This window comes from Streptomyces sp. NPDC019531 (assembly GCF_044903305.1).
GTDB lineage: Bacteria > Actinomycetota > Actinomycetes > Streptomycetales > Streptomycetaceae > Streptomyces.
In genome coordinates this window covers 1-13,126 of record NZ_JBJDQL010000073.1, presented here as the reverse complement: position 1 = coordinate 13,126, position 13,126 = coordinate 1, and the positions used below count along the sequence as shown (strand labels likewise).

Annotated in this window: 4 protein-coding genes and 1 pseudogene; 2 read left to right on the top strand and 3 right to left on the bottom strand. The window is 72.4% G+C overall.

Annotated elements, in window-relative coordinates; genetic code table 11:
* The 3 genes from ACI2L1_RS42420 to ACI2L1_RS42410 form a co-directional block, all read right to left on the bottom strand.
* Positions 1-4,279, bottom strand: a 4,279-nt coding sequence (locus ACI2L1_RS42420) for a beta-ketoacyl synthase N-terminal-like domain-containing protein (protein ID WP_404744833.1), incomplete at its 3' end; no start/stop codon positions are given.
* A 57-nt stretch (positions 4,280-4,336) separates the two neighbouring features.
* Positions 4,337-4,963 (bottom strand): FcoT family thioesterase, encoded by a 627-nt coding sequence (locus tag ACI2L1_RS42415; protein ID WP_404744823.1) that lies wholly within the window; start codon positions 4,961-4,963, stop codon positions 4,337-4,339.
* A gap of 54 nt (positions 4,964-5,017) precedes the next feature.
* Positions 5,018-5,179, bottom strand: a complete 162-nt coding sequence (locus ACI2L1_RS42410) for a hypothetical protein (RefSeq protein WP_404744822.1) — start codon at positions 5,177-5,179, stop codon at positions 5,018-5,020.
* 256 nt (positions 5,180-5,435) lie between these two features.
* Between ACI2L1_RS42410 and ACI2L1_RS42405 the strand changes: the two are divergent.
* Together ACI2L1_RS42405 and ACI2L1_RS42400 are read left to right on the top strand one after the other, a co-directional pair.
* Positions 5,436-11,165 (top strand): annotated as a pseudogene (locus tag ACI2L1_RS42405) (type I polyketide synthase); the annotation flags it as partial.
* 74 nt (positions 11,166-11,239) lie between these two features.
* The coding region (locus ACI2L1_RS42400) for a type I polyketide synthase (protein WP_404744832.1) at positions 11,240-13,126 on the top strand (1,887 nt) is incomplete at its 3' end.

Genomic DNA, 13,126 nt, shown 5'->3' with positions numbered 1-13,126 from the left:
GGGCGTTGGTGCCGCTGATGCCGAACGAGGACACACCCGCGCGTCTGGGGCGGTCGCCGGACGGCCACGGGACGGGCTCGGTCAGCAGCCGCAGCTGCCCCGACGACCAGTCCACGTGCGGGGACGGTTCCTCGGCGTGCAGGGTGGCCGGCATGATTCCGTGGCGCAGGGCCATCACCGACTTGATGATTCCGCCGACGCCGGCCGCCGCCTGCGCGTGGCCGATGTTCGACTTCAGGGAACCCAGCCGCAGCGGCCGGTCCCGCAGCCGGTCCCGGCCGTGGACCGCGAGCAGGGCACCCGCCTCGATGGGGTCCCCCAGCCGGGTGCCGGTGCCGTGCGCCTCCACCAGATCGATCCCGTCCGGTGTCACCCCGGCATCGGCGAGCGCCGCCCGGATCAGCCGCTCCTGCGAGAGGCCGTTGGGCGCGGTCAGGCCGTTGCTGGCGCCGTCCTGGTTCACCGCCGAACCGCGCACCACGGCCAGCACGGGGTGGCCGAGCCGACGGGCGTCCGACAACCGCTCCACCAGCAGCAGACCCACACCCTCGGCCCACGCCGTGCCGTCCGCCCCGGCGCCGAAGGCCTTGCAGCGGCCGTCGGGCGCCAGGCCACGCTGACGGCTGAACTCCAGGAACATGCCGGGCTCGGACATGACGCACACGCCACCCGCCAGAGCCAGGGAGCACTCGCCGCGCCGCAGCGCCTGAACCGCCTGGTGCAGGGCCACCAGGGACGAGGAGCAGGCGGTGTCCACGGTGACCGCGGGCCCCTCGAACCCGAAGGTGTAGGACAGCCGCCCCGACAGCACGCTGGACGCGGCCCCGGTCAGCGCATGGCCCTGGATCGGTGGCGGGGTCTCGTGCAGCCTCGGGGCGTAGTCGCCCGCCATCGCACCGACGAACACACCGGTGTCGCTTCCGCGCAGCGCCGCCGGGTCGGCCCCGGCCCTCTCCAGCGCCTCCCAGGCGGTCTCCAGGAGCAGCCGCTGCTGCGGGTCCATGCCGAGGGCCTCACGCGGGCTGATGCCGAAGAACGCCGGGTCGAAGCGGTCGGCGTCGTACAGGAATCCGCCCTGGCGGAGGTAGGTGCGCCCCGGCCGCCCGGGGTCCGGGTCGTACAGGGCGTCGAGGTCCCAGCCCCGGTTCTCCGGGAAGCCGGAGATCGCGTCGGTGCCGGAGGCGACGAGCTCCCACAGCTCGTGCGGGGAGGTGACGCCGCCGGGGTACCGGCAGGCCATGCCGACGATCGCGATCGGTTCCCGGTCGGCTCCGGGGCGCGGCCCCGCCCCGGCGGGCTCCCCCGTGACCGCCCGGCCATGGGCCCGCTCCAGCAGGAACCGGGCGGCGGCCGCAGGGGTGGGCCGGTCGAACAGCAGGGTGGCGGGGAGCCGCAGGCCGGTCGCGTCCTGCAGCCTGGCGCGCAGATCGACCAGCGCGAGCGAGCCGAAGCCGAGGTCCCGGAACGGCAGCCGGGGATCCACCGCGTCGGGGTCCGTATGGCCGAGGACGGCTGCGGCGTGTGTCCGTACGAGGTCGAGCGCGCCGCGTTCGTCGGACGGACCGGGCCCGTCGAGGGCTGTTTCCGCCGCTTCCGCCTTCTGCGGCTGGGTAGCCGGGAGCGCGGCGGGAGAGGAGGCGGGCTGGTCCAGCCAGTACCGTCGGCGCTGGAAGGCGTAGCCCGGCAGCCGTACGCGTCGGGCGCCGGTGCCGTCGAACGCGGGGCCCCAGTCGACGCCGACCCCGCGCACATGGGCCTCGGCGAGGGACGTGAGGAAGCGCTCGGGCCCGCCCTCGTCGCGGCGCAGCGAGCCGATCACGGTGACCTCGGCTCCGGCCTCCTCCGCGCTCTCCTCCACCGCCTGGGTGAGCACCGGGTGCGGGCTCATCTCCAGGAAGACCTGGTGTCCGTCGGCGACAAGGGCACGGGTGGCCTCGGCGAACCGCACGGTGCCGCGCAGGTTGCGGTACCAGTGGTCCGCGTCGAGATCCGCGCCGTCGGCGCGCCGACCGGTGACGGTGGAGTACAGCGCGACGGCCGCGGCGCGCGGTCGGATCGGCTCCAGCGCGGCCGTCACCTCGTCGCGTACGGCCTCGACCTGTGCCGAGTGCGACGCGTAGTCCACCGGCAGCCTGCGGGCCCGTACGCCGTCGCGCGCGCAGGCCGCCAGCAGACCGTCCAGCGCCTCGGGCGTACCGCTCACCACGGTGGACGAGGGGCCGTTGACGGCGGCGAGGGAGAGCAGGCCCTCCCACGGCTCGAGATACGGCCCGAGCCGCGACTCGGGCAGTCCTACGGCGGCCATCCCGCCGGTTCCGGCGAGCCGGGCGATCGCCCGGCTGCGCAGTGCCACGGCCCGGGCGGCGTCCTGCAGGGTCAGCGCCCCGGCGACGCAGGCCGCGGCGAGCTCCCCCTGTGAGTGGCCCAGGACCGCGTCCGGCTCGACCCCGTGGGAGCGCCACAGCGCGGCGGTGGCCACCATCACCGCGAACAGCGCGGGCTGGACGACATCGACCCGGTCCAGCGTGGGCGCCCCGGGCGCGCCCCGCAGTACCTCCGTCAGCGACCAGTCCACATGGGGAGCCAGGGCCTGTGCGCACTCCTCGATCCGCGCGCGGAAGACCGGCGAGGAGTCGAGCAGACCGACGGCCATGCCCGCCCACTGCGCGCCCTGGCCGGGGAAGACGAACACGGTCCGGCCACCGGGCCGCGCCGGGGCCTCGGACGCCGTGACGACCCCGGGCGCGGGCTCGCCGTCGGCCAGCGCCCGCAGTCCCGCCAGGAGAGCCGACCGCTCGGCGGCCACCACGGCTCCGCGGTGCTCCAGGGCGCGCCGGGCCGTCGCGAGGGTGAAGCCGATGTCCGCCGGGTCCAGGTGCGGATCGGCGGCCACGTGGTCGTGCAGCCGGCCGGCCTGCGCGCGCAGCGCCGCCCGGGTCCGGCCGCTGACGAGCCACGGCACCGGGGCCCCCGCGGCGGGGCGCGGGGTGTGCGGCGGCGGATCGGGCACTGTGGGCCCGGGCGCACCGGACAGCACCACATGGCAGTTGGTACCGCCGACACCGAAGGCGCTGACCCCCGCCACCGGAGTGCGGTCGGCCCGCGGCCATGGTCCGTACTCCTGCCGCACCGTCAGTTTCAGCCGGTCCAGCGGGACGCGCTCGTCGGCGCCCGCGAAGTTGAGCTGGGCCGGGATCGCGCCGTGCTTGATGCTCAGGGCGGTCTTGAGCAGACCCACGATGCCGGCCGCGCCCTCCAGATGGCCGACGTTCGTCTTGGCGGAGCCCACCACCAGCGGCTGCCCGTCCGGGCGGTCCGCGGCGAACACGGCGCCGAGAGCGGCGGCTTCGACCTGGTCGCCGAGCCGGGTTCCGGTGCCGTGCAGTTCGACGTAACCCACCTCGGCGGGCGTGACGCCGGCCCGGCGGTGGGCCGTGCGCAACACCTCCTGCTGGCCCTCGGGGCTGGGGGCGGTCAGGCCGGTGCCGGAGCCGTCGTTGTTCACGGCACTGCCGAGGACGGTGCAGTAGATGTCGTCCCCGTCCTCAAGGGCACGGGACAACGGTTTGAGGACGACCAGGCCGCCGCCCTCACCGCGGACGAAGCCGTTGGCCCGGGAGTCGAAGGTGTAGCAGCGGCCGTCCGGGGAGAGCACACCGAGTTTGGCCGCGCTGACCGAACTGGCGGGGCTGAGATTGAGGTGGACACCGCCCGCGAGGGCGAGGTCGGACTCGCCCGAGCGCAGGCTCTCGCACGCCAGGTGCACCGCGACCAGCGACGAGCACTGTCCGGCGTCCACGGTCATGCTCGGTCCGCGCAGATCCAGGGCGTACGAGAGGCGGCCGGCGACGAGGCCCCGCTGCAGCCCGGTGAAGGTGTGCTCGGTGACCGCCTCGGGCCCGGCGCGGTGCAGCAGCGCGGCGTAGTCGTCGGCGATCGCGCCGATGAACACCCCGGTGCACAGGCCGGGCAGCCGCTCGGGCACGGCCCCGGCGTCCTCGAACGCCTCCCAGCCCAGCTCCAGCATCAGCCGCTGCTGGGGGTCCATCGCGGCGGCTTCACGCGGCGATATCGAGAAGAACGCCGCGTCGAAGTCGCCGACCCGCTCCAGGAAGGCGCCCCGGCGGGTGTTGATCCGGCCGGGGGCGCGGGGATCCTCGTCGTAGAACGCGTCCGCGTCCCAGCGGTCTGCCGGCACCTCGGTGACGGCACTGCGGGCGTCCCGCAGCAGCTGCCAGAAGGCGCGGGGGTCAGGGGCCTGCGGGAGGCGGCATGCCATGCCGACCACCGCGATGGCGTCGTCCGTCTTCACCAGTAGCTCCCGGGGTCCGTGCGGTCAGACTTCGGCTGCCGTCGTCAGCAGCGCCCGGGGCACCGGGGGCGGGTCGGTGATCGCGATCCTGACCTCGCCGTGGCACCCGCCGCCGTACTCGTCCCAGTAGCGGCACAGGGTACGGAGCGCGAGGAGCGGGTCCCTGATGTCACTGCCCTCCCACTCCACGATGTCGGCGAACTCGATCTCCCCGTGGAAGACGCGGCCGCGCATGGAGCGCTTGAACGTGCTGCGGAAGTCGGTGATCAGGAAGTTGGCCAGCTGGCGGTTCCAGTAGTCGTCCATCGTCCAGCCGGAGAAGGGCGGTACGAGCTTCTCCTGGACGGCCTTCGCGACGCCGTAGTACAGCATCTGGTTGTAACAGATGTTGAACTCCACCGAGTTGAAGTGTCCGGTGTCGTCGATGTAGCACGACTCGGGGATCTCGAACTCGCAGACGGCCGAGAGCCGGCTGCCGCCGGCCTGGTCCTCGGCCGCGGTCACGGTCAGCACGGCCGACTTGAGGTACCGGGTGTCCTTCGACCGGTACGGGCGGAGCACCCTGCTGAGAAGGTCCGGGTCGTTGGGGAAACTCGTCCGGGCGCCCTCGGGCGCCGGAGCCTCCTGTGGTGGTGTCATCGCGTCTGTCATGGCGGCTCTCCAGGCGTGCAGCGATCTGGTCGTGCGGTGGTCCCGGTGGGCGGCTCAGACCCACGGGTCTGCCGTGACGCTGACTTCCCCGTGGAAGTGCGGGGTCTCAGCGGATGCGGTGGACTCGGGTACGCGCCCCGAAAGGAGCGCGGGGCTGAAGTCCAATTCCTCGACGATCGCGCCGGGTTTCGGCCCCTGCTGCTTGCTGATAATCACTGACGCCTCCTTGGCGGTCGACGTCCGGCGGGGGCCTGAAGGCACCGTGACAGCGCACCCTGAAGCGAACCTAAAGCGGATCCAAAGACCTCCGGAAACCGCAGATGAGCCTCTCTTCGACTACTCCGCCAAAGCGGATCTAAAGCTGTTCCAAAGTCGGTTTTCTCTTGTGCCGGAAGAGTGCCGTGCAGTATCAACTGACGCAGGTGCCCGTTGGAGGAGGATCTGCGTGGACGACCTGAATGAGTCCGGTATTTCGGCCACGCATGCTCTGGTCGGCCTGTCCGGCGCGGAGCTGGGCCGCCGCCTCCTCGATCTGGTACACACGCAGACGGCCCACATACTGGACTGCGACAAAGCAGAGATCGAGCCTGGCCACACCTTCCAGGAACTGGGGCTCGACTCGCTCACGGCGGTCGAATTGCGAGACCGACTGGACCGGGCCACCGGCCTTCGGCTGCCCTCGACGTTGATTTTCGACCATCCAACCCCGCAAACACTCGCGGAATATCTCCGAACCCGCACGGAAAATACCGGAAAAACAGATGCGGAACCGACCACAGAAGTGGTCGCCGATGACAATCCGGTGGCCATAGTGGGCATGGCCTGCCGTTTTCCCGGCGATGTCGGCTCCCCGGAGGACCTGTGGAGTCTGGTGTTTTCGGGAGAGGATGCGATATCGGATCTCCCGGCCGATCGCGGCTGGAACCTGGAAAAGCTCTACGACCCGGATCCGGACCGGCCGGGAACGCTTTACGTACGAGGCGGCGGATTCCTGCATGACGCGGACGGCTTCGACGCCGGCTTCTTCGGGATATCGCCGCGGGAGGCGCTGGCCATGGATCCGCAGCAGCGATTGCTGCTGGAGGTCTCCTGGGAGGCCGTGGAGCGGACCGGGATCGACCCGGCGTCGCTGAAGGGCAGCAGCACCGGTGTCTTCACCGGCCATGCTTCGTTCGACTACCCGGCCGTCGTGCGGAACGTGCCGGAGATCGACATGTACTACACGACGGGAACCCACGCCAGTGCGGCGTCGGGGCGGGTGGCCTACGCGCTGGGTCTGGAAGGCCCGGCGGTGACGGTGGACACCGCCTGTTCGTCCTCGCTGGTCGCCCTGCACCTGGCCGTCCAGGCACTGCGGGCCGGCGAGTGCACGCTCGCCCTTGCCGGCGGTGCGACCGTGCTGTCGGGGCCCAGTGTCTACCTGGGGTTCTGCAGGCAGCGCGCGTTGTCGGTGGACGGCCGGTGCCGGGCGTTCGCCGAGGGGGCCGACGGTTTCGGCCCGGCCGAGGGCGCGGGTGTGCTGGTGCTGGAGCGGCTGTCGGACGCCCGGCGCCACGGTCACCGGGTGCTGGCGGTCATACGCGGCTCAGCCGTGAACCAGGACGGGGCCTCCAACGGCTTCACCGCACCCAACGGCCCCTCCCAGCAGCGCGTCATCCGCCAGGCCCTGACCTCGGCCGGCCTGACCGTCGCCGACGTCGACCTGGTCGAGGCGCACGGCACCGGCACCCCCCTCGGCGATCCCATCGAGGCCCAGGCCCTGCTGGCCACCTACGGCCGGCGCGCTCCCGAACAGTCGCCGCTGCTGATCGGCTCGGTGAAGTCGAACATCGGCCACACCCAGGCCGCCGCCGGCGTGGCCGGAGTCATCAAAACCGTCCTGGCCCTGCAGCACGCGACCGTCCCCGCGACCCTGCACGTCGACCAGCCCTCCACTCACGTCGACTGGACCGCCGGCGCGGTCCGCCTCGCCACCGAGACCACCGACTGGCCCGACACCGGCCGCCCACGCCGAGCAGCCGTCTCCTCCTTCGGCATGAGCGGCACCAACGCCCATCTCATCCTCGAACAGGCACCGGCAGCCGAAGAGGTGTCCGAGCCGCCCACCGCGGCCGCTCCGCCGACGGGTGTGGTGCCGTGGGTGTTGTCGGGTCGTACTCCCGGGGCTCTGCGTGAGCAGGCCGCACGGCTGTGCGCGTACGCCCAGGCCCACCCCGACGCCGACCCGGCGCGGATCGCGGCAGCACTGGCACACGGCCGCACCGCCTTCGAGCACCGCGCGGCCGTACTCGTACACAGCCACGAGGACGCCGTATCCGGCCTGTCCGCGCTGGCCGCCGGCGAGCCGGCCGACCACACGGTGACCGGTATCGCCAGGCGGGATCCCGGCACGGTCTTCGTCTTTCCCGGTCAGGGCTCGCAGTGGGTGGGCATGGGACGCGAACTCCTGGCCTCCTCACCGGTGTTCGCCGACTGGATCACCCAGTGCGAGACGGCGTTCGCCCCGTATGTGGACTGGCCGCTGACCCCGGTGCTGCGCGGCGACGACGACGCCGCGTCACTGCAGCGTGTGGACGTGGTCCAGCCCGCGCTGTTCGCCGTCCTCACCGGCATCGCACAACTCTGGCAGCACCACGGCCTCACCCCCGCCGCCGTCCTCGGCCACTCACAGGGCGAGATCGCCGCCGCCTGCGTCGCCGGGGCACTGACCCTCGACGACGCCGCCCGCATCGTCACCCTGCGCAGCCAGGCCCTGGTCAAGCTCGCCGGCACCGGGGCCATGGCCTCCGTGATGCTCGGACGTGACGCCACCGAAAAACTCCTGCACCCCTGGCAGGGACGGCTCTCCATCGCCGCCGCCAACGGCCCCGCCACCACCATCGTCTCCGGACAGAGCACCGCCATCGAAGAGCTCCTCCACCAGCTGGAAGCGGACGGAACCTGGGCCCGGCGCATCCCTGTGGACTACGCCTCGCACTCCGCCGACGTCGAAGCGATCCGTGACGCCATCGTGTCCGCCCTGGCCGACATCACCCCCCAGGCCACGGACACCCCGTTCTACTCCACCCTCACCGGCAACCAGATCGACACCACCCAGCTGAACGCCGACTACTGGTACCGCAACCTGCGCCACACCGTCGAATTCCACACCACCACCCGCACACTCCTGGGCGACGGCCACCGGCTGTTCATCGAGGCCAGCCCCCACCCCGTCCTGACCACCGCCCTCCACCAGACCATCGAAGACACCGGCCACCCCGCCACCGTCCTGGAATCCCTACGCCGCGACCACGCCACCCCCACCGACTTCACCACCAGCCTCACCCACGCCCACACCCACGGCGCATCCCCCAACTGGAACACCCTGCTCCCGGCCAGCACCGCCGCCCCCACCGACCTGCCCACCTACCCCTTCCAACACCAGCGCTACTGGCCCGAGATCTTTCCCGACATCCCCACCGCCGGCGACGGCACGGACCACCCTCTCCTCGGTTCGGTGCTCGAATCCGCCGCGACCGGCGACGTGATCCTCAGCGGTCGGCTCGCGCTGAACACGCATCCCTGGCTCGCCGACCATGCCGTGGCCGACACGGTGATCTTCCCCGGCACGGGCTTCCTGGAACTGGCCCTGCGGGCCGCCCGCGAGACGGGATGCGACCTCGTCGAGGAACTCACCCTCGAAACCCCGCTGATACTCCCCGACCAGGGCGCGGTCCGCATCCAGGTCACGGTGGGAGCCGCCGCCGAGACCGGGGCACGACCGGTGACGGTCCACTCCCGCGCCGACGACCCCGTACCGGGCACGCCATGGACCCGGCATGCCACGGGGACGGTGACGCGGGGCGGTGACACCCTGCCGGCGGAGGCGGATTCCGGCGTCTGGCCACCGGCCGGTGCCCAGCCCGTGGACATCGGGGACTTCTACGCCGAGGCCGCCCGGCACGGATACGGCTACGGCCCGGCGTTCCAGGGCCTCAGCGCTGTCTGGCGGCGTGGTGACGAGTTGTTCGCGGAGGCCGTACTGCCGGAGGGGCAGCGTGCGGACGCCGACCGCTTCGTTCTGCATCCGGCGCTGCTCGACAGTGCCCTGCACCCGATGATGCTCAGCCGTACCACCGGCGGCGCGGGCGGGCAGGCCTGGCTGCCGTTCGTGTGGAGCGGGGTGTCTCTCCACGCCGCCGGGGCAGCCGTGCTGAGGGTCCGGCTGACCCCCGCGGGGTCCGAGGCGTTCGCGGTGGAGCTGGCGGACGGCTCGGGCCGTCCCGTCGCCTCCGTGCGGTCGCTGGTGTCCCGGCCGGTCACGGGCGATCAGCTGGCGCTCGGTCGCGACACCCTGCGGCAGTCGCTGTTCCAACTGACCTGGACTCCGCTGCCGGTGAGCCGGACCGCTCCCGGCCAAACCGCCTCCGCCCAGGCCGCCCAGGCCGCCTGGGCCGCCTGGGCCGTGTTGGGGACGGACGGCACGGGAGTGTCCGAGGCGGTGGCAACGGCCCAGGTCCATCCGGACCTGGCGGCTCTCGCCGGTTCTGCCGACAGCGCGCCCGTGGTCGTGGTCGTGCCATGCGCCGGCGCGGACGGATCCGACGCCGCACAGACGGCCCTCGGTCTGACCGAGAAGATGCTCGAACTGCTCCAACAGTGGGTTGCCGACGAGCGCTGGGCCGACTCCCGGCTGGTGGTGCTCACCTCCGGGGCCGTGGCGGCGGCGGAGGACGAGGAGGTCCACGACCCGGGGGCCGCCTCGGTGTGGGGGCTGCTGCGCTCGGCGTCCAGCGAGCACCCGGGCCGGTTCCTGCTGGTGGACACCGATGGCACGGCCTCATCGCGGGACGTGCTGTCCGCCGCCGTGGCGGCGGCCACGGACCGGGACGAGACCGAGCTGGCCCTACGTCATGGCGCTGTGCTCGTCCCGCGGTTGACACGCTGCGGCGACGAGGCGTGGCAGCAGGCCGCACACCCTCGTACTGACGCCGGAACGGTCGTGATCACCGGTGGTACCGGCACGCTGGGCGGCCTGGTGGCGCGGCATCTGGTGCGGGAGCACAAGGTCCCGCACGTGGTGTTGATCGGCCGGAGCGGGCGGTCCGCCCCGGGCGCAGCGGAGCTGGAGGCCGAACTGGCCGGGCTGGGCGCGAAGGTGACCGTGGCGGCGTGCGACGCGACCGACCGTGCGGCACTGGCCGGGGTGCTGGCGGCGATCCCCGCCGAGCACCCGCTCACCGGGGTGGTCCACGCGGCGGGTGTGCTGGCGGACGGAACGCTGGAGACGCTGACCCCGGCGCAGCTCGAACGCGTGATGGCGCCGAAGGTCCGGGCGGGCTGGCATCTGCACGAGCTGACCCGGCATCACGACCTGTCGATGTTCGTGCTGTTCTCCTCGGCCTCCGGTGTCCTCGGCATCCCCGGCCAGGCGAACTACGCGGCGGCGAACACCTTCCTGGACGCGCTGGCGCATCACCGCCGGACCCAGGGCCTTGCCGCCACCTCCCTGGCCTGGGGTTTCTGGGAGCAGGCCAGCGGGATGACCGGCCATCTGGACGATGCCGACCTGGCGCGGATGAGTCGTACCGGCGTGTCGCCGCTGTCCACCTCCGACGGGCTCGCCCTGTTCGACGCCGGTCTGGGAGGCGAAGGCTCCCTGCTGCTTCCGGTCCGGCTGGACCTGGCACGGCTCCAGGCCGACGCGGCCCGGGTCCGGGTGCCTTCCGTACTGCGGGGGCTGGTCCGTCCCCCGCTGCGGCGTGCGACGGACGCCGGTTCCGCCCCGGCGGCCGGTGAGGCGCTGGCACGCCGGCTTGACGGCCTCTCCCCCACGGAACGAGAACGGCTGCTTGTCGATCTGGTGTCGGGTCAGGCGGCCGTTGTGCTCGGCCGCTTGGGCCCGGCGGAGATCGACGAGGAACTCAGCTTCCGGGAACTCGGGTTCGAGTCCCTCACGGCGGTGGAACTGCGCAACCGCCTGGGCGCCGCCACCGGGCTACGGCTTCCGGCGACGCTGGTCTTCGATCACCCCAGTCCGGTCGCGATCGGCCGGCATCTGCTGGCCCTGCTGGTCCCGGACCACGGCGAGGAAGCGGGCGAAGGCGCCGACCGCGCCGCCGGAACGGTCATCGGAGCGGACCAGGAAGACACTCCTGTCCCCCTCGACACGATGGACGTCGAGGACCTGGTTCGGATGGCTTTGGACAGCGACCGCTTCTGACCGGCTGGAAGGCAAGACTTTCGATGAATACAGCCAGTACATCCAGTACATCCATGGAGAAGGTCGTAGAAGCGTTGCGGGCCTCGCTGGCGGAGACCCGGCAACTGCGCAGGGAGAACCGGCAGTTGCTCACCGCCGCGCAGGAACCGATCGCCATCGTGGGGATGGCGTGCCGCTTTCCGGGAGGCGTGCGGTCACCGGAGGACCTGTGGACGCTGGTGTCGTCCGGTGGGGAGGGCCGGTCGGGGTTCCCCGCCGACCGGGGCTGGGACGTCGAGGGGCTCTACGACCCGGACCCCGACCGACCGGGCACGCTGTACGTGCGCACGGGCGGCTTCCTCCAGGGTGCGGACGGCTTCGACGCGGAGTTCTTCGGGATATCGCCGCGTGAGGCGCTGGCAATGGATCCGCAGCAGCGGTTGCTGCTGGAGGTCTCCTGGGAGGCCGTGGAGCGGGCCGGACTTGACCCGGCGTCGCTGAAGGGCAGCGGCACCGGTGTCTTCACGGGCGTCTTCCCCTCTCACTACTCCGCAGCGCTCAGGCGGGTGTTCGACCAGGTCGAGGGGTACTTCGACCTCGGTACGACCACCAGTGTCGTGTCGGGGCGGGTGGCCTACGCGCTGGGTCTTCAGGGCCCGGCGGTGACAGTGGACACCGCGTGCTCGTCGTCGCTGGTCTCGCTCCACCTCGCGGTCCAGGCGCTGCGCGGTGGCGACTGCACGCTCGCGCTCGCCGGCGGCGCGACGGTGATGGCCGACCCCACCGTCTTCATCGAGTTCAGCCGCCAGCGCGGGCTGGCCGAGGACGGACGGTGCAAGGCCTTCGCCGAAGCGGCGGACGGCACCGGGTTCGGCGAGGGTGTGGGTGTGCTGGTGCTGGAGCGGCTGTCGGACGCCCGGCGCCACGGTCACCGGGTGCTGGCGGTCGTACGCGGCTCAGCCGTGAACCAGGACGGCGCCTCCAACGGGCTCACCGCCCCCAACGGCCCCTCCCAGCAGCGGGTGATCCACCAGGCGCTGGCCGTGGCGGGTCTCACCACCGCGGACGTGGACATGGTGGAGGCGCACGGCACGGGCACGACGCTGGGTGATCCGATCGAGGCGCAGGCGCTGCTGGCCACGTACGGCCAACGGCCGTCCGGGCGGCCGCCGTTGCTGCTGGGGTCGGTGAAGTCGAACATCGGCCACACCCAGGCCGCCGCGGGGGTAGCCGGCGTGATCAAGGCCGTCATGGCCCTGCGGCACGGGACCGTCCCCGCGACCCTGCACGTGGACCAGCCGTCGACCCACGTGGACTGGACGGCCGGTTCGGTCCGGCTCGCCACCGAGGCCACCGGCTGGCCCGAGGTCGACCGGCCGCGCCGCGCGGCGGTCTCCGCCTTCGGCATCAGCGGAACCAATGCCCACGTCGTCCTGGAGCAGGCGCCCGTCGAGGAGGAGCAGGAGGGACAGCCTCCCGGCATGCCGCCGACGGGTGTGGTGCCGTGGGTGTTGTCGGGTCGTACTCCCGGGGCTCTGCGTGAGCAGGCGGCACGGCTGTGCGCGTACGCCCAGGCCCACCCCGACGCCGACCCGGCGCGGATCGCGGCAGCACTGGCACACGGCCGCACCGCCTTCGAGCACCGCGCGGCCGTGCTCGTACACAGCCACCAGGACGCCGTATCCGGCCTGTCCGCACTGGCCGCCGGCGAGCCGGCCGACCACACAGTGACCGCCACCGCCCTCCGCAAGCCCGCACCCGTGCTGGTCTTCCCCGGCCAGGGCTCGCAGTGGGTGGGCATGGGACGCGAACTCCTGGCCTCCTCACCGGTGTTCGCCGACTGGATCACCCAGTGCGAGACGGCGTTCGCCCCGTATGTGGACTGGCCGCTGACCCCGGTGCTGCGCGGCGACGACGACGCGGCGTCTCTGGAGCGCGTGGACGTGGTCCAGCCCGCCCTGTTCGCCGTGCTGACGGGCATC

What these genes read in the sequence shown, in the direction of transcription:
- ACI2L1_RS42415 (WP_404744823.1), bottom strand. Translation starts at nt 4,963, where the DNA reads ATGACAGACGCGATGACACCACCACAGGAGGCTCCGGCGCCCGAGGGC.